This is a genomic window from Neomoorella carbonis (genome assembly GCF_045278715.1).
In the GTDB taxonomy this organism is placed as follows: Bacteria; Bacillota; DSM-521; order Neomoorellales; family Neomoorellaceae; genus Neomoorella; species Neomoorella carbonis.
This window is the reverse complement of sequence record NZ_CP136420.1, coordinates 1121762-1148515: the sequence shown is the minus strand read 5'-3', so window position 1 is coordinate 1148515 and position 26754 is coordinate 1121762. Positions and strand designations below refer to the sequence as shown.

The 26754-nt window shown below is 58.1% G+C and carries 24 protein-coding genes; all 24 read right to left on the bottom strand.

Annotated elements, in window-relative coordinates; all coding sequences use genetic code 11:
• Positions 1-46: 46 nt before the first annotated feature.
• Positions 47-424 carry a dUTPase gene (locus tag MCACP_RS05930; protein WP_406678430.1) on the bottom strand — a complete coding sequence of 126 codons (378 nt, stop codon included), beginning with the start codon at positions 422-424 and terminating at the stop codon, positions 47-49.
• A gap of 12 nt (positions 425-436) precedes the next feature.
• Positions 437-1702 carry a M16 family metallopeptidase gene (locus MCACP_RS05925; protein ID WP_406678429.1) on the bottom strand — a complete coding sequence of 422 codons (1266 nt, stop codon included), beginning with the start codon at positions 1700-1702 and terminating at the stop codon, positions 437-439.
• A 25-nt stretch (positions 1703-1727) separates the two neighbouring features.
• Entirely contained in the window at positions 1728-2819 is a 1092-nt protein-coding gene (locus tag MCACP_RS05920; protein WP_406678428.1) for a D-alanyl-D-alanine carboxypeptidase family protein, read from the bottom strand.
• An 88-nt stretch (positions 2820-2907) separates the two neighbouring features.
• Positions 2908-3624 (bottom strand): polysaccharide deacetylase family protein, encoded by a 717-nt coding sequence (locus MCACP_RS05915; RefSeq protein WP_406678427.1) that lies wholly within the window; start codon positions 3622-3624, stop codon positions 2908-2910.
• A gap of 69 nt (positions 3625-3693) precedes the next feature.
• Entirely contained in the window at positions 3694-5931 is a 2238-nt protein-coding gene (pnp, locus tag MCACP_RS05910) for a polyribonucleotide nucleotidyltransferase (RefSeq protein WP_406678426.1), read from the bottom strand.
• Between the two features lie 143 nt (positions 5932-6074).
• Positions 6075-6344 (bottom strand): 30S ribosomal protein S15, encoded by a 270-nt coding sequence (rpsO, locus tag MCACP_RS05905; RefSeq protein WP_054936069.1) that lies wholly within the window; start codon positions 6342-6344, stop codon positions 6075-6077.
• Positions 6345-6481: 137 nt separating this feature from the next.
• Positions 6482-6703 (bottom strand): hypothetical protein, encoded by a 222-nt coding sequence (locus tag MCACP_RS05900; protein ID WP_406678693.1) that lies wholly within the window; start codon positions 6701-6703, stop codon positions 6482-6484.
• 77 nt (positions 6704-6780) lie between these two features.
• A complete protein-coding gene (locus MCACP_RS05895; RefSeq protein WP_406678425.1) occupies positions 6781-7713 on the bottom strand; it encodes a bifunctional riboflavin kinase/FAD synthetase in 933 nt (310 codons plus the stop codon).
• Positions 7714-7725: 12 nt separating this feature from the next.
• On the bottom strand, positions 7726-8640 hold the full coding sequence (gene truB, locus MCACP_RS05890) for a tRNA pseudouridine(55) synthase TruB (RefSeq protein ID WP_406678424.1): 915 nt from the start codon (positions 8638-8640) through the stop codon (positions 7726-7728).
• The gene (locus MCACP_RS05885; RefSeq protein ID WP_406678423.1) at positions 8640-9602 is read right to left on the bottom strand and encodes a DHH family phosphoesterase; all 963 of its coding nucleotides are present in this window, start codon (positions 9600-9602) and stop codon (positions 8640-8642) included. Before MCACP_RS05885 ends, truB begins: the two co-directional genes overlap by 1 nt.
• Positions 9589-9963: a 30S ribosome-binding factor RbfA gene (gene rbfA, locus MCACP_RS05880; protein WP_406678422.1), complete on the bottom strand. Its 375-nt coding sequence runs from the start codon at positions 9961-9963 to the stop codon at positions 9589-9591. The genes MCACP_RS05885 and rbfA overlap by 14 nt, the downstream gene beginning before the upstream one ends.
• 6 nt (positions 9964-9969) lie before the next feature.
• Complete coding sequence (gene infB, locus MCACP_RS05875) at positions 9970-12738, bottom strand: translation initiation factor IF-2 (RefSeq protein ID WP_406678421.1); 2769 nt, start codon at positions 12736-12738, stop codon at positions 9970-9972.
• 18 nt (positions 12739-12756) lie between these two features.
• A complete protein-coding gene (locus MCACP_RS05870) occupies positions 12757-13065 on the bottom strand; it encodes a L7Ae/L30e/S12e/Gadd45 family ribosomal protein (RefSeq protein WP_406678420.1) in 309 nt (102 codons plus the stop codon).
• Positions 13058-13339: an RNase P modulator RnpM gene (gene rnpM / locus MCACP_RS05865; protein WP_406678419.1), complete on the bottom strand. Its 282-nt coding sequence runs from the start codon at positions 13337-13339 to the stop codon at positions 13058-13060. Before rnpM ends, MCACP_RS05870 begins: the two co-directional genes overlap by 8 nt.
• 2 nt (positions 13340-13341) lie before the next feature.
• On the bottom strand, positions 13342-14430 hold the full coding sequence (gene nusA / locus MCACP_RS05860; RefSeq protein WP_406678418.1) for a transcription termination factor NusA: 1089 nt from the start codon (positions 14428-14430) through the stop codon (positions 13342-13344).
• A gap of 2 nt (positions 14431-14432) precedes the next feature.
• Positions 14433-14909: a ribosome maturation factor RimP gene (rimP, locus tag MCACP_RS05855; RefSeq protein WP_406678417.1), complete on the bottom strand. Its 477-nt coding sequence runs from the start codon at positions 14907-14909 to the stop codon at positions 14433-14435.
• Positions 14910-15061: 152 nt separating this feature from the next.
• Positions 15062-15895, bottom strand: a complete 834-nt coding sequence (locus MCACP_RS05850) for a hypothetical protein (RefSeq protein ID WP_406678416.1) — start codon at positions 15893-15895, stop codon at positions 15062-15064.
• A gap of 462 nt (positions 15896-16357) precedes the next feature.
• Positions 16358-16588: a hypothetical protein gene (locus MCACP_RS05845; protein ID WP_406678415.1), complete on the bottom strand. Its 231-nt coding sequence runs from the start codon at positions 16586-16588 to the stop codon at positions 16358-16360.
• Positions 16589-16612: 24 nt separating this feature from the next.
• A complete protein-coding gene (locus MCACP_RS05840; protein WP_406678692.1) occupies positions 16613-20293 on the bottom strand; it encodes a PolC-type DNA polymerase III in 3681 nt (1226 codons plus the stop codon).
• An 18-nt stretch (positions 20294-20311) separates the two neighbouring features.
• Positions 20312-22033 (bottom strand): proline--tRNA ligase, encoded by a 1722-nt coding sequence (locus tag MCACP_RS05835; RefSeq protein WP_406678414.1) that lies wholly within the window; start codon positions 22031-22033, stop codon positions 20312-20314.
• Positions 22020-23105, bottom strand: coding sequence for a flavodoxin-dependent (E)-4-hydroxy-3-methylbut-2-enyl-diphosphate synthase (ispG, locus tag MCACP_RS05830; protein WP_406678691.1), 1086 nt, complete (start codon positions 23103-23105; stop codon positions 22020-22022). Before ispG ends, MCACP_RS05835 begins: the two co-directional genes overlap by 14 nt.
• A gap of 16 nt (positions 23106-23121) precedes the next feature.
• Positions 23122-24132 carry an RIP metalloprotease RseP gene (rseP, locus tag MCACP_RS05825; RefSeq protein ID WP_406678413.1) on the bottom strand — a complete coding sequence of 337 codons (1011 nt, stop codon included), beginning with the start codon at positions 24130-24132 and terminating at the stop codon, positions 23122-23124.
• Positions 24133-24454: 322 nt separating this feature from the next.
• Complete coding sequence (locus MCACP_RS05820) at positions 24455-25651, bottom strand: 1-deoxy-D-xylulose-5-phosphate reductoisomerase (protein WP_406678412.1); 1197 nt, start codon at positions 25649-25651, stop codon at positions 24455-24457.
• Complete coding sequence (gene ytvI / locus MCACP_RS05815) at positions 25652-26752, bottom strand: sporulation integral membrane protein YtvI (RefSeq protein WP_406678411.1); 1101 nt, start codon at positions 26750-26752, stop codon at positions 25652-25654.
• Positions 26753-26754 lie beyond the last annotated feature (2 nt).

The window sequence follows — 26754 nt, the reverse complement described above, 5'->3', positions numbered from 1 at the left end:
GGATTTCATCTCCCTTCGCTAAAACATATGAAGGGAGATATTTGCTTTATGCTTCCTTGTCCTCCGGGGCGGCGGCATATTCCCGGCGGTCCGTCAGTCCCTGCTGCCGGCGAAAGTTCTCCTGATTTTTGGCCAGATAAGCCTGGTAAAATTCCTCTGCCGTAATGCCGGCTTTCAGGCACATGCTGACGAGAAAGTGGAGGATGTCGACGAGTTCGCCTTTGATGGCTTCGCGGTCTAAAGGATGGGGGTTTTTCCACCACTTGAAGTTTACTTCCTCCAGGAGTTCCCCCAGCTCGGCGACCATGGCCAGGACTTCCTTCTGGATCCACTCCGCCGTGCTGTAATCCGGCAGCCTGCGCCGCCGGGCCAGGTCCTGGTCGAAGCGCTCCTGCAGCGCAAAGATATGTTCTAAACGATCCATCCGGTAATCCTCCTATATCCCGGCCCGGCGGGCGCACTCGGCCAGGTCCAGGGGTTCGACTTCCGGCCCCAGGGTGGTGAGGGATAAGTATTCCGGCCGGAAGAGGCGCCTGGCGATGGCCTGGACGTCGTCTTCAGTTACCTCGTTCAACCGCTCGATTACTTCTTCCGCCGTAATTACCCGGCCAAAGGTGAGTTCCGTCTTGCCCAGTCGGCTCATGCGGTGGTTGACGTTTTCTTGAGCGAGGAGCAAATTACCGCGGATCTGCTCCTTGGTTCGCGTCAATTCCTGGGCCGTTACCCCTTTGTTTTTTAAGGAGGCGATTTCTTCCAAAATCAAGGCTACTACCTGGCGGTAATTGTCCGGGCTGGTACCGGCGTAAACGGTCAGCAGGCCGCTGTCGCTGAAACCGGCATGGTAAGAGTAGACGGAATAGGCCAGGGCCTGTTCTTCGCGGATAAGCTGGAAGAGGCGGGAACTCAGGCCCCCGCCCAGGATATTGTTCAGGGCCTGGAGGGCATAAATGGCTGCATCATCCTGGGGCAGACCCGGCACCCCCAGGCAGATCTGCACCTGCTCCGTGTCTTTAATATTTATGCTGACCCTGGGCCGGCTTTTGGGGGGCAAGTATTCCCCCTGCTTGCCGGGGCAGGATTTAAGTCCGAAGGCCGTCTGCAGTTTGGCGACCAGTTCAGCGGTGTTAAATTTCCCGGCTGCGGCCAGGACAATGTTGGCGCTGTTGTACTGTTCCTTGTAGTAGCGGTAAATGATGTCCCGGTTTAAATTGGCTACCGTTTCATAAGTGCCAAGGATGGCCCGGCCCAGGGGATGCCCGGGCCAGATGGTCTGGGCGAAAAGGTCGTGAACCAGTTCGTCGGGGGAATCCTCGTACATCTTGATTTCTTCCAGGATGACCTTTTTCTCTTTTTCAATGTCCTCGACGGCCAGGAGGGAATTAAACAGCATGTCGCTCAAAACGTCAACGGCCAGGTCCAGGTGCTCGGCCAGCACCCGGGTGTAAAAGCAGGTGTATTCCTTGGTTGTAAAGGCGTTGATTATGCCCCCGACTGCTTCCAGTTCCTCGGCTATCTGCCGGGCCGTCCGCCTGGTTGTCCCCTTAAACAACAGGTGCTCCAGAAAATGGGAAACGCCCTGGTTGGTTTCGTCTTCATCGCGGGAACCGGTACGCACCCATACCCCCAGGGCTATGGAATTGGCAAAGGGAACCTCTTCACTTACCACCCGGATGCCGTTATCCAGGATATTTTTTTGGTACATCCCCTTCCCCCTAACTTTTTCTGCTTTATTTCTTGAACCTTGACCACCAGGGCAGGGCAGCCACATCCCGGGTGGCCACCAGGGTAGAGCTGGCAACCTCCCGGCCCTGGAACAGGATTTTTACCTGTCCCAGTTCCTGGCCTTTGCTGATGGGAGCTTTGACAGCAGCCGGCAGGAGCACGCGTTTTTCCAGGAAAGCCGCCTGGTCCACGGGCACGGTAAAACCGGCCGTCATCAGCGGCGCTGCAGGGACGGCAGTCGCTTCCCCGTTTTTGACATACACCTGGCCGACTGCTTCCCCGGCCCTGGCTGTTTCGTTATAAAAGCCGCTAAAGCCATAATCCAGAAGGGCGCGGGCGTCGGCATAGCGGTCGGAACTGCCCAGGACGACGGCAATGAGCTGGCGTCCCTCCCTGGTAGCCGAGGCGACCAGACACTGACCGGCGGCGTCGGTGGTGCCTGTCTTTACTCCGTCGGCGCCGGGATAGGAGCCCAGCAGGCGGTTGGTATTGTAGAGATAGCGCACGCCGTCCGGCGCCGGGATCTGGTCTTCTTGCGTCGCTACCAGCCGGCGAAAGACGGGGTTGCCCAGGGCGTAGCGGGCCATGAGGGCCAGGTCGTAGGCGGTGGTGTAATGGGCCGGATCGGTCAAGCCGTGGGGATTGTTAAAATGGGTGTGAAAAGCCCCCACCTGCCGGGCTTTACGGTTCATGAGCCAGGCAAAATCCGCTTCCGTACCGGCCAGGCTTTCGGCAATGGCCACGGTGGCGTCATTGCCGGAATTGAGCAGGGCCCCTTTAACCAGGTCGCCCAGGGTCACTGTTTCTCCCGTGGTCAAATAGATACTGGCCCCGGGTGTGGCGGCGGCATAGCTGCTTACCTTGACGGGGGCATCCAGCCGGCCCAGCTCCAGGGCCAGGATGGCGGTCATGATTTTCGTCGTACTGGCCGGCGGCCGCTCTTCCCTGGCGCCGTGCTCATACAGGACCTGGCCGGTACTGGCTTCCATTAAAACAGCTGCCGGAGCCGTGAGGAAAGGTTCACCGGCAGCCTCTGCCGTCCCGGACCAGAACAAGCAGCCTATGATTAAAAGCAGCCCGCAGGCAAGCCTTCGCAACAGGCCTTCACTCCCCCGGAAAATTTTTATTAAACAGGGGTTATTATATCCAGGGAAGGCCGGCCTTATAAAAAAGGGGCACCTTCTTTTAAAGGAGCTCGGAAACCGTTACCAGGGCATAACCCCGTTCTTTTAGTTGTTTTAGAAGCTCCGGCAGGGCTTTGCTGGCCGGTTCGGTCGGGTGCAGCAGGACGATGGCGCCGTTCTGGCATTTGGGGATTACCGATGCCAGGATATCCTCCGGTCTGGTATTGGGCAGGTAGTCGCCGGTATTGATGGTCCACATGATAAATTTATAACCCAGGTCGCCGGCCGCCGCCACTACCTGGGGTTTGCTCTCCCCGTAAGGGGGGGAATAGAGGACCGGCTTCTTGCCGGTAATGGCCATCAGGGTCGCTTCCCCTGCCTGGATGTCGCGGCGGTTCTCTTCCCGGCTTAAATTATCGGGATGGGGATGGCTCTGGCCGTGGTTGCCTATCTCATGGCCGCCGGCCAGCATCTCCCGCACCAGGTCCGGGTGCCGTTCGGCCCACTGGCCGGTGGGAAAAAAGGTGGCCCGCGCTCCGGCCTGCTGCAGGGCCTGCAAAATGGCCGGCAGGTATTCTTCGCCCCAGTCTATGGTAAAGGTCAGGGCCACGGCCTTGCGGCCCGGATCCCCCTGGTAAATGGGCTGGGTCTTCATGGCCGGCACCGCCCTTCCCGCCAGCCAGTACCAGGCAGTAAAACCAAGGACCAGCAACAACCCCGCGGCTGCTAAAATTCCTAACCGCCGCAGCCACTGCCGCCGGTAGTAGAGCACATACATTGACCGCACCACCTTTTATTGAGTACTGATCAATGTATATGCCCTTCACGCCTTAATCAGACGCGGCAGCTAGCGCGGCCGCCGGCTGTTTAAGACGCGGCCGCCGCCTTCCCGGCCCTGCCGGCGCAAATGGCGCCCGCCTCCTTCAGGTAGTGCCTGCGGCAAGGCTTCTTTACGGGACAGTTTAAGCCGCCCCTGGGAATCAAAGCCGATGGCCTTGACCAGGATATAGTCGCCCTCCTGGACCACGTCTTCCACCTTTTCCACCCGCTCGTTGGCCAGCTGGGAGATATGCACCAGGCCCTCTTTGCCGGGCATGCCCAGAACCCCGGGTATGACTTCCACAAAGGCGCCAAAGTCGGTTATCCTGGTCACCTTGCCGTTATATACCTTACCCGTTTCCACTTCCTGGGTCAGGGCCTGGATAATCTCCACCGCCCGCTTCCCTTTGGCGGCATCGGTGGAGGCGATAAAGATGCGGCCGTCGTCTTCGACATCAATCTCCACACCGGTTTCTTCAATGATCTTTTTGATAATCTTGCCGCCCGGGCCGATGATATCGCGGATTTTATCGGGATCGATGGTCATGGTCAGCATCCGGGGGGCGTAGGGGGACAGCTCCGGCCGCGGCGCCGGGATGGTGGCCAGGATCTTATCCAGGATGAACAGGCGTCCCTTGCGCGCCTGTTCCAGGGCCCGTTCTAAAATGGCCCGATCTATGCCCGGGATTTTTATATCCATCTGCAGGGCCGTAATGCCGTTTTTGGTACCGGCAACTTTAAAATCCATATCCCCTAGGGCATCCTCAATGCCCTGGATGTCCGTCAATACGGCCACCTGGTCCCCTTCCTTGACCAGGCCCATGGCCACCCCGGCCACCGGCGCCTTAATGGGTACACCGGCGTCCATGAGGGCCAGGGTACTGCCGCAGACGCTGCCCATGGAAGTGGAGCCGTTGGAACTCAGGACTTCGGAAACCAGGCGGATGGCATAAGGGAATTCTTCCTCTGGGGGGATCATGGGTTCCAGGGCCCGTTCCGCCAGGGCGCCATGGCCGATTTCCCGGCGGCCGGGAGCACGGATGGGCCGTGCCTCCCCGACACTGTAGGGAGGGAAGTTATAATGGTGCATGTAGCGCTTGGACTCGTCGACCCCCAGGTCGTCGAGGATCTGCTCATCGCTGATGGGGCCCAGGGTGGTTACCGTTAATACCTGGGTTTCGCCCCGGGTAAAGAGGCCCGAGCCGTGGGTGCGGCTCAACACCCCTACTTCACAGGTAATGGGCCGGATTTCATCCAGGGCGCGGCCGTCGATCCTGACGCCTTCGGTAAGGATCATTTTCCGGACAATTTCCTTTTCTATTTTGGTAATTAAATCATTGACTAACTGGGGTATTTCCGGGTGCTCCGCCAGCATCTCTTCTTTACCGGCCAGCACCAGGTTCTTGATCTCTTCCCGGCAGGCTTCCAGCCGCTTTTCCCTTTCCTGCTTGACGAGCTTTTCATCGCGGCTGGAGTAGATGGCTTCCTGCAGGCGCGGGGTGGCAATCTCCCGCACCTGGCTTTCCAGTTCAGGATCCAGGCGGGGTTCAACCACTTCCTGCTTTTCTTTGGCCAGGCCCATCGCTAAAGCTTCAGCGCGGAAATCATTGATAAAAGCGACAATCCGTTTAATCTCTTCATGGGCCTGCATGATGCATTCCAGCATCAGGTCCTCGGGTACCTCTTTGGCCCCTGCTTCGACCATCATAATGGCCGTATCCGTACCGGCTACTACCAGGTTTAAAGAACTTTTTTCGTCTTCAGCCAGGGTTGGGTTGATAACCGGCTTGTTGTCGATTAAACCTACCCCTACCGCCCCTATGGGCCCCGCAAAGGGTATGGCCGAGATGGTCAGGGCGGCCGAAGCGCCGATGATGCCGGCCACGTTGGGCGGGCAATCTTGATCTACCGATAGAACTGTAGCGACGATGTGGACGTCGTTACGGTAATACTTGGGAAATAACGGCCGGATGGGCCGGTCGATCAGCCGGGCCGAGAGGATGGCCTTTTCGCTGGGGCGGCCTTCCCGTTTAATGAAACCGCCCGGGATTTTGCCGGCAGCATAAAGCCTTTCTTCGTAATCAACCGTCAGTGGGAAAAAATCGATTCCTTCCCGCGGTTCCGCTGCGGCTGTGGCCGTCACCAGAACCATGGTACCGCCGTAAGTTACCAGGACGGCACCACCGGCCTGGCGTGCCAGCCGGCCGGTCTCCAGGATTAAATCCCGGCCGGCAATGGTGAGGGTTTTCCGCAATACCCCTTGCATTAGTTTTAAGTAGCCTCCTTAAAATATGCCATTAATAAACTTTAATCTATTCGACATTTGTTATAGTATTTCCTTCCAATGTCGCCCTAAATACTGTGAAAAACTCATCAAAAAAGGGAGCGGCCCGACCGCTCCCAAAAAATTTACCGCCTCAAACCCAGGGCATCAACAATTTGCCGGTAACGTTCAATGTCGTTGTCCCGCAGATAGTTAAGTAAACCGCGGCGCTGACCGACCATTTTCAGTAAACCCCGGCGTGAGTGATGGTCCTTGTGGTGCACCTTCAGGTGTTCCGTCAAGTGGTTGATGCGTTCCGTCAGGATGGCTATCTGGACTTCCGGTGAGCCGGTATCATTTTCATGCTGCCGGTAGCGGGCGATGATTTCCCTTTTTTTGGCTGGATCCAGGGCCATCAGCGTCACCTCCTTTTCCTTCAAAATCCCCAGCGGGCCAAGAAAAGCGTCGGAGCTTCGCTAATCCTCGCCTCGGGTTCATTAATTATATTATAGGCCTACCTGGCTCTAAACGCAACTATGCCTTTATCCGCACGTTACTTGCCAATAATGGTGATCACCAAACGCCCGGCCAGCACATCTTTTACCACCAGGTCGAAGGTTCGCCCGGAAGCAGCCAAAAACCCCCGGAAACGGGTGGCCGTAGGTATATAACCGGGGATGCTTCTGGCTGCTGCCCGGATATCATGCTCATTAATCTGTTCCTGGCGTAAGTCCTGCAGGCGTTTCCTGGCGTGGGCCGTAATCACTACCCTCATCATTCCCAGCCCCAATCTGGCCACGGTAAATTTCTGGATTCGCCGCAGTATATTTTACGCCATGGCCCTGCTGGTGGTTACGCCTGCCGGTCGTGTAAAAACGCGCGCGCCCTGGCACAATCTTCCTGCATCTGGGCTACCAATTCCCGGGGAGCGGCAAATTGGCGTTCCGGGCGTAAATATGCGCGCAGCTCGAGCTCCAATTCCCGGCCGTAGAGGTCGCCCTCAAAGTCCAGCAGATGGGCTTCAATCGTTGCCGGCAGGTCCGTTCCAAAGGTGGGACGGCGGCCGATATTGACCACCGCCTGGCGCACCTGGTCCTGGAAGCGGGCCAGGCAGGCGTAAACGCCCCATGCCGGCAGCTTGACTTCCGGCGGTACGGCCAGGTTGGCAGTTGGAAAACCGAGTTCACGCCCGCGCCGGTCGCCGCCAACGACGGTACCGGCCAGGACCGGCCAGTAGCCCAGGAGATTCCTGGCGAGCTGAATTTCGCCCCGGTCGAGGGCGTTGCGAATGGCGGTACTGCTGACGGTCAACCCTGCGTAGGTTACCGGGGCCATTACTTCGACCTTAAAACCCAGCTCTTCTCCCAGCCGGTGCAGTAAAGCCGGCGTGCCCGCGCCCCGGTGGCCGAAGGTGAAATTAAAGCCCACGGCCACCAGGCGCGGTTGAAAATGGGGCCAGAGAATATCCTGCACAAAGGTTTCCGGGGGAAGCTGGGCCAGTTCCCGGTTGAAGGGCAGGATGAACAAAAAGTCGACTCCCAGGGCGGCTATCAATTTTTCCTTTCTGGCCGTGGTGGTTAAAAGGCCCGGCGGATCATTATCAAGTACCTGCGCGGGATGGGGGGAAAAGGTAATAACTACTGCCGGTTTCCCGGCCTTCCTGGCCTTTTGAACAACACTGCCGATGAGCTGCTGGTGGCCCCGATGGACGCCGTCGAAGTTCCCAAGGGCCAGGTAACAACCTCTGGCTGTTTCCCCTTCTGGCATTCCCTGCCGTACCTGCATCGCTTTACTCCTTTACTGCCAAACCTTCTCGGGTTTTAAACAATGTCCTTCACCTTTGGGCACCACCCTGGCCACGGCCAGGAGAACCCCTTCGGGGGTTTCCAGGCGGACCAGGCTCCCCGGCCGGAGCGCCGGCACCAGGGCGCAGTCGGCCGGGTCGATGGCAGCGCCGTTGGCCACTGCTTTGATGGCCTTCTCCTTGACGGCAACTGCCGGCAGGTGGGCAATGCCGGCTGCCGGCGGCAGGAGGAAGTCCCGGCCGCCGCCGGCCACCTGCATTTTTATTTCTTCCAGGGTCCAGGCCTCCTCCAGTTTAAAACTGCCGGCGCCGGTGCGCAGCAAAAAGGCCAGGGTGGCCCCGCAGCCCAGGTAATCGCCCCAGTCGGCTCCCAGGGTGCGGATATAGGTGCCTTTGGAACAGGTAATATCCGCCATCACCCGGAAGAACGGCCCGTCCGGCCACCCTTTGAGCACCTGGAAATTCTCGATGTTGACCCGGCGGGCCGGCCTTTCCACTTCCTGCCCCTCCCGGGCCAGTTCATAGAGGCGCCGTCCCTGGTAATGAACCGCCGAAACCATGGGAGGTACCTGGCTGATGGTACCGGTAAAACGCCGGGCCGCTGCCTGAAGCTCTTCCAGCTTTAAGCCCGGGCACCCCGGCCTGGCCAGGACGCGGCCGCCGAGATCCTGGGTATCAGTTTTGAGTCCCAGGATAAACTCTGCCCGGTAGGCCTTGCCACCGGCCTGGATATATTCCAGCAAACGGGTGGCTCTGCCTACAGCTACCGGCAGCACCCCGGCGGCCATGGGATCCAGGGTGCCGCCGTGGCCGATCCTCTGTTCCTTTAAAAGGCGGCGCAGGTCCTGGACGACATCGTGGGAGGTAAGGCCGGGAGGCTTCAGAACGTTAATAAAACCTGCTGCCATTAAAGTTCCTCACCTGCTGCCGCAACAATCATGGCTACGACGTCTTCAAGATCGCCTTTAACGGTGCAGCCGGCAGCGCGGCGGTGGCCGCCGCCGCCAAAGCGGGCCGCTACCGCGTTAACGTCGACGATTTTTTTTGAGCGCAAGCTGACCTTGACCTGGCCGTCAGGCAGTTCCCGGAAGAGCAGGCCTACCTCAACGCCGGCAATGCTGCGCGGGTAATTTACCAGTCCCTCGGCGTGTTCCGGCCGGGCACCGGCGGCCTCTAACGCGGCCCTGGATACCGTCAGCCAGGCTATCCTGCCCTCACAGGCCAGGGTCAGGGTGGGTAAAACCGCCGCCAGCAGCCGGATGCTGGCCAGGGGCTTCCTCTCCCAGAGATATTCCCTGATCAGGGACAGATCCGCCCCCAGCTCCATGAGCCTTGCCGCCAGGCGCATGGTCGTAGCCGTACAGTTTTCATACTGGAAAGAGCCGGTGTCGGTAGCCAGGGCGGTATAAAGGCAGGTGGCTATCGCCGGGGTAATGGTTGCCGGTATTCTCTCCAGGACGGCATAGATTAGCTCGGCCGTTGCTGCCGCCCGGCTGTCCACCAGGTTCAGGTGCCCGAAACGGGTATTGCTGACATGGTGATCGATGTTAATTACCATCCGGGTTTTTTCCCGCCACCGGCTGAAGCCTGCTCCGGCCCGCTCCATGTCGGTACTGTCGACCATTACCAGGAGCGGGGGTATCTCTTCTACCTTTTCCGGCGGGACAATGGTTTCCTGGCCGGGCAAAAACTGGAACATCTCCGGTACCGGGTCGGTGTTAACGGCCACGACCCGCGCCCCCCGCTGCCGCAGGGCCAGGGTCAGGGCCAGGGTGGAACCCAGGCAATCCCCGTCCGGGATTATATGGGAGACAACGGCTACATCCCGGGCCGCGGCCAGGGCGGCAGCTATACTTTCAACGGCCGTCATGTCCCTGCTCCTCTGCCTTGACGCGCGCCAGCAACCTGTTGATATGATCGCCGTGCTCGATGGAAGCGTCAAATTTAAAGGTAATTTCCGGCGTATAACGCAGTTTCAGGCGCCGGCCGATTTCCCGCCGCACAAAGCTGGTTGCCCTGGCCAGGCCTTCCATAACCTCACTCTTTTGGGCTTCATCCCCGTAGATGCTGACGTATACCTTGGCATAGTGGAGATCGTTGGAAAGCTCTACTCCTGTAACTGTAACCAGGCCGGCTTCCAGGCGGGGGTCCTTCAATTCATCCCGCAAAATCTGGGCAATTTCTTTTTTCATCTGTTCGGCAACCCGCTCAACCCGCAGCGCCACGGCCATCGCCTCCTACAGTTCCCGTTTTACCTCTTCTATAACATAGGCTTCGATAACGTCGCCGACCTTAATATCGTTAAATTTTTCCAGGCCGATGCCGCACTCATAACCCTGGGCCACTTCCCGGACGTCATCTTTAAAACGCTTCAGGGATTCAATGCGGCCTTCAAAGGCCACTACTCCGTCCCGGATCACCCGGGCCAGGGCCCGGTTCTGGATCTTGCCTTCGGTGACAAAGCAGCCGGCCACCGTGCCCACCTTCGGCACTTTAAAGGTCGCCCGTACCTCGGCGCGGCCCAGGACCACTTCCCGTTTCTCGGGCTCCAGGAGACCGGTCATGGCGGCCTTGACCTCGTCGATTACCTCATAGATCACCCGGTAGAGGCGGATTTCTACCCCTGCTTCTTCCGCAGCCCTGCGGGCGTTGGCGTCCGGGCGAACGTTAAACCCGATGATGATGGCTTTGGAAGCTGCGGCCAGCATGACGTCGGTTTCGGTAATGGCACCGACCCCGCCATGGATGATGCTTACTTTGACTTCGCTGGTAGACAGCTGCTCCAGGGCTGTACGCAGGGCTTCCACCGAACCCTGCACGTCGCCTTTGACCACCAGGTTGAGCTCTTTGACCTCGCCGGCTTCCATCTGCTTAAACAGGTCATCAAGGGAGGTCTTGCTGGCCGCCTTAAATTCTTCCTGGCGGCGTTCTTCCTGGCGCAGGGCGGCAATCTGGCGGGCCAGCTTTTCATCTTCCACAACCTGGAAAATGTCGCCGGCCTGGGGCAGCTCAGAAAGGCCCAGGACTTCCACCGGCATGGAAGGCTCGGCGCTCTTTACCCGCTCGCCTTTGTCGTCAAAGAGGGCCCTCACCCGGCCGTAAACCGCCCCGGCTACCAGGTTGTCGCCGACTTTAAGGGTCCCTTTCTGGACCAGCATGGTAGCCACCGGGCCGCGGCCTTTATCCAGCTTGGCTTCAATGACAATCCCCCGGGCCGGGCGATTGGGATTGGCCTTGAGCTCCATCATATCGGCCGTGAGTAAAGTCATTTCCAGCAATTCATTGAGGCCCTCTTTTTTAAGGGCTGAGACGGGTACCATGATGGTATCGCCGCCCCACTCCTCCGGCACCAGGCCGTACTCCGTGAGCTGCTGCTTGACCCGGTCCGGGTTGGCGTCGGGACGATCTATTTTGTTAATGGCCACCACAATGGGTACGCCGGCAGCTTTGGCATGGTTAATGGCCTCCACCGTCTGGGGCATGACGCCATCGTCGGCAGCCACCACCAGGATGGCAATATCCGTGGCCTGGGCTCCCCTGGCGCGCATGGCCGTAAAGGCCTCATGGCCGGGGGTATCCAGGAAAGTAATCTTCCGGTTTTTAACCTTTACCTGGTAGGCACCGATATGCTGGGTGATACCGCCGGCCTCGGTAGCCGTAACATTGGTGCGCCGGATGGCATCCAGCAAAGAGGTTTTGCCGTGATCGACATGGCCCATAACGGTTACTACCGGCGGCCGTTCTTGCAAGCTTTCCGGGTCATCGGGCAGGTCTTCCAGGACGGTAAGGGGTTTCTCCTCTTTAACCTCAACAATGGCCCCCATTTCCTGGGCGACAATGGCGGCCGTATCTATATCCAGTTCCTGGTTGATGGTGGCCATTATACCCTGGCCCATTAAAAACTTGATAACTTCAGCCGCCGTTTTGCCGAGCCTTTTTGCCAGTTCCTGGACGGTAATGCTGCCCGTCAGGGTTATCCGGCGGACGACCTTGGGCGCTTCCTGCTGGGCGGCTTTAGCCTTATTCTTATCTTTATCCCGCCGCAGCAGGCGCTCTTCCCGCTGCTGTTCCAGCTCCACCAGCTTGCGGCTGCGGCCGTTCTCGGCCTGTTTGGCAGACGGCTTGCCCGTACGTTCCCGCCGTTTTTCCGGCGCCTCCTTGGCAACTGTCTCCGGCGGTTTCGGTATACGCAGCTGTTTATTTCGAGCCGGCCTGCCGGCGCCTTTACCTGCCGGGCGCGGGGCAGCCACCTGGGCTGGTACCTGTACCTGCTGGTCAACCCTGGCCGGCCGATCCTCCCGTTCCTGGCCCCGGCGGCCTTCCTGCTCCTGGCCTTTGTTTTCGCGCCGGCGGGCCTGCCCTTGATCCTGCCGCTTTTTAGCCCGTCCCGGTTGTTTCCCGGGTTGCTGGCTGCCGGTCTCCTCCCGGCCGGAACGTTCCTTACCTTCATTTTCCCGGGGCCGTTCCGGTTGCACTGCCGCTGGGGCAGCTTCTCCTCCAGCCGGCTGCTGTTCTTTTTCCGGCCGGGTTTTAACTTCTGCTCCGGCCGGCGGCACCCCGGGCGCCTTCCCGGCAGCCTGCTGGGACTGGCCGGCGCCTGCCTTCTCGGCACCCTGGTTCAGCTGGGTGCCGGCGGCCGCCTGCCCGGCGCCCTCGGCGGGCGCGGCAATTGCGGCCTTCACAGCCTCCTGCCGGGACTGCCCGGCCGCAGCCGTTTTCTCAGCCTGCTGGGCCTGCGCAGCCGCTGCCCCCTTCGCAACAGCCGACTGGGGAAGGGCGGGAGTTTCCGGCGGCGGCGCCGCCGCTGCCTGCTGCTGCTTCAGCCTGGCCGCCCTGGCTGCCCGCCACATCTGCCGGTAATGGTTGCGAATCTTTATTACTTCCCCGTTTTCCAGGACACTCATATGGGAACGGGTATAGATGCCCAGTTGAGCCATGGTGTCCATTAGATCCTTGTTAGAAACCCGTAATTCCTTGGCTAATTCGTAGACGCGTGTTTTGGCCATTAAACCACCCCCATATTCTCATGCACCAACCTCCCGTACATGTTGCCGGATTAACCTGGCCAGATTTGCATCAGTAACGCCGACGACGGCACATGGAGGTTTACCTAGCGCTGCTCCTATGGCAACTTTATCACCATAAACAATTCCTTCAATGCCGGACTCCCGGCAGGTTGCCAGCAGTTTGTCCTTCAGCCGGGGGCTGCTGTCAACCGCCAGCAATAAGAGAAAAACCTTTCGCCTCTTGATAGCCGCCATCACTGCCTGGTATCCCCAGGCTACCTTGCCCGCCCGGCAAGCCAGGCCGAGGAGGTTATAAACTTCATTCATGGCCGTTGCCCCGGGTAAGGCTGGCTTCGAGGTCAGCCATGACCTCCGGGGTTAAGCTAATACCCAGGGCCCGCTCCAGGGCCCGGCTTTTAAGGGCTTTGCGCAGGCATTCCACCCTGGGGCAGATATAAGCCCCTCTCCCGGCACGTTTCCCGGTAGGGTCAAGGACCACCTCTTGCGCCGGTGTACGGACAACGCGCAGCAAATTACGTTTATCATCACGAGCCCGGCAACCGACACACATGCGCACGGGTATTTTCCTGGGCTTGGGCAAGCTTACTCCTCCTCTATCCCGCCTTCAAGTTCCAGGTCGTTATCCCAGGTATCCCAGTCACCAGCTTCGGATTCACTTTTAATATCGATTTTCCAGCCTGTTATCCTTGCCGCCAGGCGGGCATTCTGGCCTTCTTTGCCAATGGCCAGGGACAGCTGGTTGTCGGGGACGATTACCTGGCTGACCTTATTTTCTTCATCCACGGTAACGTCCAGAACCCTGGCCGGACTCAAGGAGTTGGCCACAAAGACAGCCGGGTCATCGCTCCATTTAATAATATCGACTTTTTCGCCCCGGAGTTCCTGGACCACGGCCTGCACCCGGGAGCCTTTGGGCCCCACGCAGGCGCCCACGGGGTCCACCTTTTCATCCCGGGAATGGACGGCAATTTTGGAGCGGGCACCGGCCTCCCGGGCCACCCCCTTAATTTCGACAATCCCGTCATGGATTTCCGGCACTTCCAGTTCAAAAAGCCTTTTAATCAGTCCGGGATGGGTCCGGGACACCAGGATTTGCGGCCCTTTGTTGGTCTTGCGTACTTCCAGGATGTAAGCCTTGAATCGTTCTCCCTGGCGGTAAACCTCACCGGGGCTTTGCTCGCTTGGCAGGAGGATGGCCTCCGCCCGGCCCAGGTCCAGGATAACATTTTTGCCTTCCTGGCGCTGGACGACCCCGGTAACGATATCGTTCTCCCGGCCAATAAACTCATCATAAATTAAGTTCCGCTCGGCTTCACGGATACGCTGGACGACTACCTGCTTGGCCGTCTGGGCAGCGATGCGCCCAAAATCCCGCGGCGTTACCTCCTTTTCTACCACATCGCCGATCTCATAATTGCTGTTTATAGCCCTGGCTTCCGCCAGGGAAATCTCCGTCCGGGGATCGCTTACTTCTTCGACCACCTGGCGCTGGGCCAGGACTTTAATCTCACCTGTATCGCGCTGGATTTCCACCCGGACATTGTGGGCCGACCCAAAATTTTTCTTATAAGCTGATATTAAGGCTGCCTCGATGGCTTCCAGCAGGATGTCGACCTTAATACCCTTTTCCTTTTCCAGGTCATGTAATGCTTGGATAAATTCGATATTCATCCTTAGGCCTCCTCATCCTCCGCCAGGTCAAACACCAGCCTGGCAGTCGCTACCTGGTCCAGGGTGACGGCCAGCCGACGGCCGTCATCGAGCTGCACCTGCACCTGCCCCTCCCGGCAACCCAGAAGCCGCCCCTGAAAATGACGCTGACCTTCAATGGGGGCAAAGGTACGCAATTTTATTTTTCGCCCGGCAAAACGCTGAAAATCGGTTTCTTTTTTTAAAGGGCGCTCCAGGCCCGGCGACGATACTTCCAGGTAATAACTGTTGGGAATTGGGTCCTCCTGGTCCAGGATGTCACCGACGGCACGGCTGACCTTTTCACAGTCATCCAGGCCGATACCTTCCGGCCGGTCGATAAACAGCCGCAGAATATAACGCCCTCCTTCCCGGCCGTACTGCAGGTCGACTAGTTCGTAGCCCATCTCGGTTAGCACCGGTTCCACCAGGCTCTGGATTAATTCCGTCAGTTTGCTCAAAAGAGTAGCCTCCCGGGTTTTCAACATAAAAGAGTGGGCAGGAACCCACTCTTTTCTAGTAAAGCAACAAGTAATGTCGCCTGAAAATAACCTGGAAATAGTATAGCACAGGTTGCGGGAGGCTGCAAGGGAAAAATAAAATATCTATAGGTCTAAGCGGAAAACAGAGCACTCTTAAACTCTTCCATGCTGGCAGCCAGGACGGCCCTTTCCAGCAGGTAATCTAGCTTTTGTTTGGCAGTTTCTCTCTCCAGTTCGGATGTTACCTCAGAGGGTAAAGTGCCAAAACGCAGCCTTAATATCTTTTTGATATTCGACCTGATTGTATCAATTTCTCCTTTTTCTATGCCTTTTTCCATGCCTTTTTCTATGCCTTTTTCTATGCCCTTTTCTATTATTTGTTTATACACCCAGTTCTCTTCCAGAGAAAACATTTGCATCACCTCATCGAATATTTTTTTCGCCCAGGAAGGATCAGTTACAGAACCGGCTAAAATTTGCATGCGTAAAAGGAAGGTGCTCTTGTCTTCCGGCGACAAATTTTGGAAACACAATTGTTCAAGCAACATCTCCAGACATTCACGTATAAAACCTTCGGGAGATCTTCGGCGTCTTTCCCTTTCACACAGGGGTAAAAGGGGCAGTAAGTCTGGTTCTCCCAACGCTAATAACTCCTGGCGCGATAAACTGCCTAAATCAAGAACGGGAAAGTGATATAGCCAGCGATATATGCCAAAATCATGGTTGATATAATTGCGAAAACGGGCTTTCCTGCGCCCGGAGTAAATAAGCATTTGGAAGATAGGTAAATCATGTTCTTCCATTATTGCCAGGCCATACTCTAACATCCTTCGATACATATTTCGGTCTATGGTATTCTGGATTTCAATATGTACACAAGCTTTTTTCCCTTGAATAGTAGCTAAAAAGACCAGATCAGAAAGCTTCCTGGCTATGGCCTTTACTTTGATATGCTCGGTGGGCAATTTGGTCTGTAAGCGTACATCCAGGTTAAGGAACCGGCGCAGCACGGCTTCACCTGTATCTCTAAAGAGGACTTTAATTACCCTGTCCTGGGCGTCGCTGGGTCGCGCCTTATTATTGGGGTACATAGAGCCTCATCCTTTATACTTTTATACCCCTTGGGTAGTATTTATTAATAAGCTAACAGCAATATACTTTTTAAACATATTTTATCATATTCTAGGTGGCTTTTACACATCCCCCGGTAAGATTTCGCCGTGAGTGAGCCATTCTCCCTGCGGTTATATTTTTAACTGAGTGTTCGCGAGAAGTTGCGTTTCCCCCCCGCCCTTTTAGGCAACATGTATGTAACAGGAGGTGATATAAGTGGATAATACAAAAATATTACATCACATTGAGAAAATGCGGCTCGAAATGCAAATTCAAGCATTTAATAAGCCAGATTTAACTAGAAACTTTTCCAACTACAATTGCCGTAAAACTCCCTCCAGCACCCGGCCCAGGGCCAGGTAGTCCTTATACAGCTCGCGGTACCTGGCGGCATTTTCAGGGTCAGGGGTGTACGTTTTGGCGAAGCCGCAGCCCATCTTTTCCTGGGCCGCCTCCACCGCCGGGTATAATCCGGCAGCAACGGCGCCGAACATGGCGGCCCCCAGGGCGCAGGTCTGGTCCGAGGCGACATAAAATAACAACACTCCCGGCAAGGTGGGAGTGTTGCATTACCCAAAAAACGCCAGCTGGTCGGATGCCGGCAGGCCGGCTAAGGCGCCGTGTTTCTCCAGGGCTTCGATGACCGTTTTGCTCACCCGGCTGCGGCGCTGGAGGTCCTCAATGGAGGTAAAGGGCCGTTCCTGGCGGGCGCGGACGATGGCCTCGGCCGCCGCCTGCCCTACCCCGGGCAGGGCCGCCAGGGGCGGTAACAGCCTGCCCTTGCCTACCTGAAAACGGCTGGCAGCCGATCTTTGCAAATCAATGCGCTCCATGGTAATGCCCCGGCAGTACATTTCCCGGGCTACCTCCAGGATGGTGAGAATGTTCTTCTCCCGGGCTGTAGCCTCACTGCCCTTTTTCTCCAGGATCGCGATTTCCTCCTGGATACGGGGCAGGCCGGCAGCTACAATATCGGCGTCGAATTCATCGGCGCGGATACTGAAAAAGGAAGCGTAGAAGGCCTCCGGGTAATAGACTTTAAAGTAGGCGATGCGGAAGGCCATAGTTACATAGGCCACGGCATGGGCCTTGGGAAAGAGGTAGCTGATTTTTTTGCAGGACTGGATGAACCATTCTGGCACCCCTGCCGCCCGGATGGCTTCTTCGTACTCTTTTTTGACACCCTTGCCTTTACGCACATCCTCCATGGTCCGGAAGGCGATATCGGCCACCACGCCGTGCTGCATGAGGTAGTTCATAATATCATCCCGGGTGGAAATGGCCTCGCTGAGTTTGGCCGTGCCGCTTTTAATTAAATCCTGGGCGTTATTTAACCACACATCAGTCCCGTGGGAGAAACCGCTGATGCGGACCAGCTCGGCAAAGGTCCGGGGCCTGGTTTCCTCCAGCATCTGGCGGACAAAACGGGTGCCAAACTCGGGAATCCCCAGGGTGCCGACCTGGGTACCGATGTCTTCCGGGCGGACCCCCAGGGCTTCGACACCGGCAAAAAGGGACATGGTCCGAGGCTCATCCAGGGGGATCTCCCGGGCATTGACCCCGGTGAGGTCCTCCAGCATTTTTATGACCGTGGGGTCATCATGGCCCAGGAGGTCCAGCTTTACCAGGCGGTGGCTGATGGCTTCATAGTCAAAATGGGTGGTGATGGTATTGCTGCCGGTATCGTCGGCCGGCCGCTGCAAGGGCGTAAAGAGGTGGATATCCACCCGCCGGGGGACAACCATCAGCCCCCCCGGGTGCTGGCCGGTGGTCCTCTTGACGCCGGTAATCCCCCTGACCAGGCGGTTGATCTCCGCCTGGCGGGCCTTGAGGCCTCGCTCCTCCAGGTATTTATGGACAAAACCAAAGGCCGTCCGCTCGGCCAGGGTAGCTATGGTGCCGGCCCGGAATACATGGTCTTTGCCGAAGATCTCTTCGGCGTACTGGTGCGCCCGGGGCTGGTATTCCCCGGAAAAGTTGAGGTCGATGTCCGGTACCTTATCGCCTTTGAAGCCCAGGAAGACTTCAAAGGGGATGTCGTGGCCGTCTTTTAACAACCTGGTGCCACAGCGGGGACAATCTTTCGCCGGCAGGTCGGCGCCGCAGTTGACGCTGCCGTCGGTAATAAACTCGCTGTAGCGGCAGGCCGGGCAGCGGTAATGGGGCGGCAGGGGGTTTACTTCCGTAATCCCGGCCAGGGTGGCCACCAGGGAAGAACCCACCGAACCCCGCGAGCCTACCAGGTAGCCGTCTTCGTTGGATTTTAATACCAGCTTGTGGGCGATTAGGTACAGCACGGCAAAGCCGTGGCCGATAATGGATTTCATTTCCTTGTCCAGGCGGGCCTGGACAAGTTCCGGGAGGGGGTTGCCGTACCAGTCATGGGCCCGGGTGGTGACGATCCGGGTTAACTCTTCTTCGGCGCCGGGGATCTCCGGCGGGTAAAACTCGTCGGGGATAGGCTTTAACTCTTCTATCTGGTCGGCAATGAGCCGGGGATTGACGACTACCACCTGGCGGGCCGTTGCGGCATCCAGATAACTGAATTCCGCCAGCATTTCTTCCGTCGTCCGGTAGTAGAGGGGGGCCTGGACCTCGTCGGCATAACCCTGCCCGGCCTGGAGGATCTGACGGTAGATGGCATCCTCCGGGTTTAAAAAGTGAACGTCGCCGGTAGCCACCACCGGTTTGTGAAGTTTTTGGCCCAGGGCGATAATTTGTCGGTTCATGTCCATCAGGGCCTGACGGTCGGCAAGTTTACCTTCCCGGATTAAAAAATCGTTGTTGGCCAGGGGCTGAATCTCCAGGAAATCATAAAAGGAGGCAATCTCCTCCAGGCGTTCGGCGCTTGCCCCGGCCAGGTAATGCCTGATTAATTCCCCGGCCTCACAGGCCGTACCTAAAAGGAGCCCCTCACGGTACTGCTGGATTAAACGGCGCGGCAACCTGGGTTTGCGGTAAAAATAATCCAGATGGGCCCGGGAAACCAGGCGGTATAGATTTTCTAACCCCTGCTTGTTTTTCACCAGCAAGATGATGTGATAAGTCTGCTGGCGGTCGGGTGGCTGGTCGTCTTCATCAAAGAGATAGCCTTCCAGGCCGTAGATGATTTTTACGCCGTATTTACTCCCGGCCTCGGCGGCTGCCGGGAAGGCCTGGAGGACGCCGTGGTCGGTGATGGCTATCGCTCCATGACCCCACCGGGCCGCCTGCTTCACCGCCGCCGCTACCTCGGTTACACCGTCCATGGCGCTCATCTTGGTGTGGAGGTGCAGCTCCACCCTTTTTTCCGGCGCCGTATCCCGGCGCTCGGGACGCTCACCCCGGGCGACGGCGTCGGCAATCAGCACCAGTTCCTGGCTGTAACGGTCGTACTGGACCGGGCCCTGCACCTGCACCCATTCTCCGGCCGCTAGGCCGTTCTCCACCAGGGGACCGGCGTCGGCAAAGGCTTTGACGCTGATGGAGTCGGTATAATCGGTGAGATCAAAACTTACCAGCCAGCGCCCGGACTTCAGCTGCCGCGCTGTAAACTCCAGGACTTCCCCCTGGACGGCAACCTGCTTTTCCTCCTCCTGGATCTCCTTCAAGGACCGGAAGGGAGCCGTAATCTTTTTCCCCAGGAGGAAGCCGTTGTCCATATTTTGCTGACCGTTTCCTTTTTTCTCCTGGCCGTCCTTTTTAGCCGGGCCTTCTTTCTTCCCCTGGCTTGCTTCTTCCCTGACCTGGACTAAACGCTCCTCCTGGAGCTGCCGGGAAACAGCCGCCAGTTCTTCCTGGTATTCCCGGTCGGTGACCAGTTCCACCTGCACCTGGTAGCCATACTGCTGCAATACTTCTTGCAGGACCCTGTCGCCCCGGCAGGACCTTAAAGCCTCCATAGCCAGGGGTACCGGTAGTATCAGCTGCAGGACCCCGGCACCGGGTTCCAGCCGCGCCCCGGCCAGCCAGGCCGAGGTGCCATTACCCAGGCGCCGGGCCACCTCCTCCAGGATGGCGGCCTTTTTTTCCCGGCAAAAGGTTGCCAGGTCGGCAGGAGGTGAGGGTTCCAGGACTTTAAATATAAATTCAAAGCCGGGAAACTGCCGCGCCAGGAGCTGCCGGCAGGCTTCAATATCCTCGGGTTCCAGGGTGCAGGGAGGGCAGAGGGAAAGGTAACACCTGCCGCTCTTGCGGTCAACTGTAACTTTATGCACGGCACCCTGCCGGAGTAATTCCTGCCACAGGTTTTCCCTGCCAGCCATGGCCATCAACCCTTACCCCAATCGTTACCGGTACTTTTCCATTTCCCGGGCCAGCATTTCTTTTACCCGGGGCACCAGGCCTTCCCGGGGCAGGGCTAATTCCTGCCCTTCATGCCGCCATTTCACATCCACCGTACCCTGGCTCAGGGTTTTTTTACCTATAGTCAAGCGTAATGGATAACCTATAAGGTCAGCTTCGACAAATTTCATGCCGGCCCGTTCGTCGCGATCGTCAAATACCACCTCCACCCCGGCAGCCAACAGCTCCTGGTAGAGGCCTTCGGCCATTTCCCGCTGGCCGCTGTCCTTTAAAGAGGCGGGAATAATGACCACTTCAAAGGGAGCAACGCTCAAAGGCCAGATAATGCCGTGCTCATCATGGTGCTGCTCGACGACGGCGGCCATGGTGCGGCTGACGCCGATGCCGTAACAGCCCATGACAATGGGATGCTCCTGGCCCTGCTCGTCGGTATAGGTGGCGCCCAGGGGCCGGCTGTACTTGGTACCCAGCTGGAAAACCTGCCCGACTTCTATCCCGCGGGCCTGGCTTAAGGGAGCGCCGCACTGGGGACAGGGTTCTCCCGCCTCCACCTGGCGGAGGTCGGCAAAGGCATCCGCTTTAAAATCGCGGCCGGGGTTGACGCCTGTAAGATGGTAGCCTTCCCGGTTGGCGCCGGCTACAGCGTTGACCAGGTAAGGAATCTCCAGGTCGGCGTAAATGGGTACACCACTTAAGCCCACGGGTCCGACATAGCCTACCGGCGCGCCGCTTACAGCCATCACCTTCTCCGGGCCGGCCAGGACCAGGTGCCGGCAGCCCAGGTAATTCTGAAGCTTTACTTCATTGAGTTCCCGGTCACCCCGGACCAGAGCGGCAACCAGCTGTCCATCGGCCTCATAAAAAATGGTTTTAATCAGCCTGTCCGGGGTGATCCCCAGGAAGGTGCTAACTTCGGCCACCGTTTTCTGCCCGGGGGTAGCCACTTCTTTAAGGGGCTGCGGTGTTTCCGCTACCGGTTTGGGCAGCGCCCTGGCCGCGGCAATTTCGACGTTGGCCGCATAGTCGCACTTCTGGCAGTATACCAGCAGCGCCTCCCCGGTAGACGCCAGGGCCATAAATTCATGGCTGTAGTTGCCGCCAATGGCGCCGGTGTCAGCCTGGACCGGCCGGAAATTCAGGCCGCAGCGGCGAAAAACATTGCTGTATGCCTGGTACATTTTGGCATAACTCTGATTCAACCCTTCCTGGTCCCGGTCAAAGGAATAGAGGTCTTTCATGATAAATTCCCGCCCCCGCAGAAGCCCGAAACGGGGCCGCCGCTCGTCGCGGTATTTATTTTGAATCTGGTACAGGAGCAGGGGCAATTGTTTATAGGAGTTAACCTCGCTCCGTACCAGGGCGGTGATAATCTCCTCGTGGGTGGGACCCAGGCAAAACTGGCGCTGGTGCCGGTCCCGGAGGCGGAACATTTCCTCCCCGTAAACCTCCCAGCGGCCGCTTTCCTGCCATAGTTCGGCCGGCTGGATAATGGGCAGGACAACCTCCTGGCCGCCGGCCCGGTCCATTTCCTCCCGGATGATCCGCTCCAATTTGGCCAGTACCCGCCGTCCCAGGGGTAAATAGGTATAGATCCCGGCTGCGGCCTTGCGTATGAAGCCAGCCCGCAGCAACAGCTGGTGGCTGACGATCTCGGCCTCAGCCGGTGTTTCCCTTAAAGTCGGTGCCAGTAATTCACTCGCGCGCATTCTCTTCCTCCCCTTCCTCTGCTGCCAGGCGCCTGGCTTCTTCAATAAGGGCCCGGGCCATATCTTCTTCCTTGACCTTGCGGACGGGACGACCGTGACGAAAAAGAAGGCCGAAGCCAGGACCTCCGGCAATACCGACATCGGCCTGGCGGGCCTCGCCGGGTCCGTTGACGGCACATCCCATGACGGCCACTTTCAGGGGCCTGGCCACATCCTGAAGGTCCTGCTGCACCCGGGCTGCCACCCCTTCCACATCCACCTGGCAGCGGCCGCAGGTGGGGCAGGAAATCAGCTCGATGCCCCGGCGGCGCAGGCCCAGGGAACGCAAGATGGCAAAACCGGCCACCACTTCCTGCACCGGGTCGCCCGTCAAAGATACCCGGATGGTGTCGCCTATCCCTTCGTTAAGTAAAATACCGATCCCCACTGCTGATTTAACCGCCCCCTCCAGGCCGCGCCCGGCTTCCGTCACCCCCAGGTGCAGGGGATAATCCACCTGCCCGGCCAGCTGGCGGTAGGCCGCGAGCATCAATGGTACCTCCGCAGCTTTCAGGGATATTTTTATATCATAGAAATCCAGATCTTCCAGCAGGTGAATATGTTTCATGGCACTGGCTACCATGGCCGCGGCCGTTACCCCGCCATGGGCGGCCATGGCCTCCTTTTCCAGAGAGCCGGCATTGACGCCGATGCGGATGGGTACCCGCCGGGCAGCTGCTTCCTTTACTACAGCCTTCACCCGTCCGGGCCCGCCGATATTCCCCGGATTCAAGCGCAGGCCGTCCACCCCGGCTTCCAGGGCGGCCAGGGCCAGGCGGTAGTCAAAGTGAATGTCGGCGATGATGGGGATATCCACCTGGGCTTTGATCCTGGCCAGGGCTGCTGCCGCTTCTTGATCCGGTACTGCCAGGCGGACTATGTCGCAGCCGGCCCGGGACAGCCGCTGGATCTGGGCGACAGTAGCGGCGATATCCCGGGTATCGGTATTGGTCATGGACTGGACGGAAATGGGCGCCCCGCCGCCCACGGCCACCTTGCCCACCCAGATCTGCCGCGTCGGCCGGCGCTTTATCGCCATTAAGATCACCTCAGCTGAAAATGCGTATCAAATCGCGATAGGTTATTAAAATAAGCAGGCCCATGAGGAGGGCAAAGCCGATGAGGTGGATTAAATTTTCTTTTTCCACGCTTATGGGCCGGCCCCGCAACCCCTCCAGGCCTAAGAATACCAGCCGGCTGCCGTCCAAAGCGGGAATGGGCAGCAAATTGATGAGCCCCAGGTCCAGGCTCAAGACCGCCATGAAGTTCAGGACGTTGGCCAGGCCGTAGGTAGCCGCCTGGCCCACCAGCTGAATAATGCCCACCGGCCCGACGACCTCGGGGGCCACCTTGCCGGTAACCATTTGCACCAGGCTTAAGATAATAAGCCTGGTAATTTCATAGGCCTGTCTGAGGCCCAGGATGATGGAGGTCCACAAACCCTGCCGCTCCCAGGTAGGGCCGATGCCAATCATGCCGTACCCTGTTTGGGGATCCCTGGCGGTGGTCAGGCTGACCTGCTGCTGCCTACCTTCCCGTTCGATTACCAGGGTAATTTTTTCTTCCGGATGCTGGTAAATGAGGTGGACCATATCCCGCCAGTTATTGACCGGGGTATTGTCGACTATCAAGATTTTATCCCCTGGCCGCAAACCGGCATTGGCTGCCGGCATTCCCGGTTCCACGCGGCCGATGACATTAATATCCGCCGGTATGCCCAGGACCATAAAGACGAAAACGAAAACAAGGACGGCCAGGAGGAAATTCATGCCTGAACCGGCGGCAATGACCCCCATGCGCTTGAGCAGCGGCTGCCGGTTGAAGCCCCGCGGGTCGTCGAGATCCGGGCCTTCCATCCCGGCCATGCGGTTAAAGCCGCCCAGGGGAAAGGCGCGCAAGGAGTAAACTGTTTCCCCCTTTTTCACCTGCCAGAGGGCCGGCCCCATGCCGACGGCGAATTCTTCTACCTTGATGCCGGCTTTTTTGGCCGCCAGGAAGTGCCCGCCTTCGTGGACCACAATTAAAATACTGAAGATGACCAGGGCCAGGATAATAGTCACCGGGCCTCAGCTCCTTCGAGAATAAGGTTCTGCCAGAAATGGTTCTTACTGCAAACCCTTAGCCTGGACTGGAGTGTACAGGCTTCAGGCTCCGGTGGTTCTCGGCTAGCAAACTTGGCGCTCAGCCTTGCTCGGCTGCGGGGGTGGCTTGGCTTTTTCTCTTTGATCAAACCATAACGGGGCGTGATACTTCTCGTTCCTAAAGCCACGTTACGAACCCCATCCCGTTCACCGCCGCCTCCCTACGGCTTCGCTGAGTTTGCTGACGCCTCGAACCAAGTCGCCTTCCGCCTGTACACTCCAGCCCCTTGTCTGCTGCATTTCAATATTTTGTGGGTTGGGCGCCGCCACTATGAGGGCTTCCCTTGCCAAACCCTTCCGCCACTTCTTCCGCCCTGCGCCGCGCCCAGGCGTCGGCGGCAAGAACTGCTTCCAGGTCGGTAGCCGCTGCCGGCCGGTGTTCCTCCAGGACCCTGGCTACGACCTGGCTGATAGCTGTCAGCGGTATTCTCCTTGCCAGGAAATACTGGACGGCAACCTCGTCGGCGGCGCTTAAAACCGCCGGGTAAGTCCCCCCGGCCCGGCCGGCGCGGTAGGCCAGCTCCAGGCAGGGGAAACGTTCCAGGTCCGGCTGGCTGAAATCAAGGTGTCCCAGAGCCGCCAGGTCCAGCACCTGGCTGTCTAAATCCCAGCGTTCCGGCCAGGTCAGGGCGTACTGGATGGGCAGGCGCATATCAGCAGGCCCCAGGTGGGCAAAAAGGGCACCGTCGCTGTAGCGCACCAGGGCATGGACGACGCTCTGGGGGTGGATCAAAACTGCAATCTGGTCATAATCCAGGTTGAAAAGGTGCCTGGCTTCAATGACTTCCAGGCCTTTATTCATCAGGGTGGCGGAATCGACGGTAATCTTCGGCCCCATCACCCAGGTGGGGTGATTTAAAGCCTCTTCCGGGGTAACGGCGGCCATTTCTTCTATGGTTTTCTCGCGTAAAGGCCCCCCGGAAGCCGTGATGATCACCTGCACCACCCGGCCGCCCTGGCGCAGGCACTGGAAGATGGCGGAGTGCTCGCTGTCGACCGGGATAATCTGGCGTCCCAGGGCACGGGCCCGGCCCATGACCACCTCACCGGCAGCTACCAGGAGCTCTTTATTGGCCAGGGCAATATCCTTACCGGCCTCCAGGGCGGCGAGGACCGCCGGCAGGCTGCGGATGCCCACCATAGCGGCCACTACCAGTTCCACCTCGTCCAGGCAGGCGGCCGCCAGGAGGCCTTTTTCTCCGGCCAGGACCTGGACCTTTAAACCGCTGACCCTGGCGGCCAGTTCCTGCGCCCCTGCCGGGTCCAGGAGGACGGCCAGGCGGGGACGAAACCGCTTTACCTGCTCGGCCAGGAGATCGACATTCCTGGCGGCGGCCAGGGCGACAACCCGGAAGCGCCCAGGATGGGCCGCCACCACATCCAGGGTCTGGCGGCCGATGGAGCCGGTTGAACCTAGAACTGCTATCTCTCTGGCCATTTATTTAGTCACCCCCTGGCGCGAACGCGCAAAGGCCTTTAAGACTACCAGCGTCAGGGGCCCAATGACCAGACCGGCAATCCCCAGAAGCTTTAAGCCGGTGTACAGGGCAATCAAGGTTGTCAACGGGTACAGCCCCAGGCTGACGGCCACCAGCTTGGGCTGCAGTACCTGGCGCAGGATAATGATAAAAGCATACAGGATTAACAGGGCCAGTCCCAGGCCGTAATGGCCCAGGATAAATTCCACAATGATCCAGGGAATGAAAACCGTTCCCGGACCGACAATGGGCAACAAATCGGCCAGGCCGATTAAAAAGGCCAGGGTGAGGGCGTAATCTACTTTTAAAATTAAAAGCCCGATAATACTCTGGGTCATCTGCAGGCTGACCAGTAAAATTTCCGCCCGCAGGTAGCCGATAATGGCCTGGCTCAGGGAGCTGAAAACCTGGCTCATCCGTTCCCGCCAGGGCGGCGAAACCACCTGGAGCAGGGTGCGGAGGATAAATTCTTTGTCCCGGCTGAAAAAGTAAGTGGCCACCAGGGTAATGATCAGCGAAATAAAGAGCTCCGGCAGGGAGCTGATAAAAGCTATCAGCCACTGGACCGCAATGCCAAGTACGTTCTTCAGCCAGGTCACTGCATTATCCAGGAAGGACTGCAGGGTATTCAAAACTTCAACGGGCAGGTTACCGGCAAAATAAAAACTCTGGAGGCGGGCAAAATACTCCTGGAAGACAGCCCCCAGGGCCCGGGCCTGGGCCGGCAGAGCTAAGGCCAGGCTTTCCAGCTCGATAATCAGGTTGGCCGCCAGGTAAAAGATAGCTATGCTGAGGACGGCCAGGATAAGCAGGAGAGTGATGATTACCGCCCAACCCCGGCCTACTTTGAGCCTGCTTTCAATAAAATTAACAACCGGATCGATAATTGCGGCCAGCAGGGCGGCCAGGGCAAAGGGCATGACCACCGGTACCAGGGCTCTGATGATTTCCCCGGCAGCTGGTAATATGTAATAAAATAGCAACAGGAATAGTAGGGCAGCCATTAAGGCTACCAGTAAAGTTTGAAAGGTTTGTTTAAAGCGTTCGTTAAAGTCAGCCAAAG

What these genes read in the sequence shown, in the direction of transcription:
- MCACP_RS05930 (WP_406678430.1), bottom strand. Translation starts at nt 424, where the DNA reads ATGGATCGTTTAGAACATATCTTTGCGCTGCAGGAGCGCTTCGACCAG.
- MCACP_RS05925 (WP_406678429.1), bottom strand. Translation starts at nt 1,702, where the DNA reads ATGTACCAAAAAAATATCCTGGATAACGGCATCCGGGTGGTAAGTGAA.
- MCACP_RS05915 (WP_406678427.1), bottom strand. Translation starts at nt 3,624, where the DNA reads ATGTATGTGCTCTACTACCGGCGGCAGTGGCTGCGGCGGTTAGGAATT.
- pnp (WP_406678426.1), bottom strand. Translation starts at nt 5,931, where the DNA reads ATGCAAGGGGTATTGCGGAAAACCCTCACCATTGCCGGCCGGGATTTA.
- rpsO (WP_054936069.1), bottom strand. Translation starts at nt 6,344, where the DNA reads ATGGCCCTGGATCCAGCCAAAAAAAGGGAAATCATCGCCCGCTACCGG.
- MCACP_RS05900 (WP_406678693.1), bottom strand. Translation starts at nt 6,703, where the DNA reads ATGAGGGTAGTGATTACGGCCCACGCCAGGAAACGCCTGCAGGACTTA.
- MCACP_RS05895 (WP_406678425.1), bottom strand. Translation starts at nt 7,713, where the DNA reads ATGCAGGTACGGCAGGGAATGCCAGAAGGGGAAACAGCCAGAGGTTGT.
- truB (WP_406678424.1), bottom strand. Translation starts at nt 8,640, where the DNA reads ATGGCAGCAGGTTTTATTAACGTTCTGAAGCCTCCCGGCCTTACCTCC.
- MCACP_RS05885 (WP_406678423.1), bottom strand. Translation starts at nt 9,602, where the DNA reads ATGACGGCCGTTGAAAGTATAGCTGCCGCCCTGGCCGCGGCCCGGGAT.
- rbfA (WP_406678422.1), bottom strand. Translation starts at nt 9,963, where the DNA reads ATGGCCGTGGCGCTGCGGGTTGAGCGGGTTGCCGAACAGATGAAAAAA.
- infB (WP_406678421.1), bottom strand. Translation starts at nt 12,738, where the DNA reads ATGGCCAAAACACGCGTCTACGAATTAGCCAAGGAATTACGGGTTTCT.
- MCACP_RS05870 (WP_406678420.1), bottom strand. Translation starts at nt 13,065, where the DNA reads ATGAATGAAGTTTATAACCTCCTCGGCCTGGCTTGCCGGGCGGGCAAG.
- nusA (WP_406678418.1), bottom strand. Translation starts at nt 14,430, where the DNA reads ATGAATATCGAATTTATCCAAGCATTACATGACCTGGAAAAGGAAAAG.
- MCACP_RS05840 (WP_406678692.1), bottom strand. Translation starts at nt 20,293, where the DNA reads ATGGCCATGGCTGGCAGGGAAAACCTGTGGCAGGAATTACTCCGGCAG.
- MCACP_RS05835 (WP_406678414.1), bottom strand. Translation starts at nt 22,033, where the DNA reads ATGCGCGCGAGTGAATTACTGGCACCGACTTTAAGGGAAACACCGGCT.
- MCACP_RS05820 (WP_406678412.1), bottom strand. Translation starts at nt 25,651, where the DNA reads ATGGCCAGAGAGATAGCAGTTCTAGGTTCAACCGGCTCCATCGGCCGC.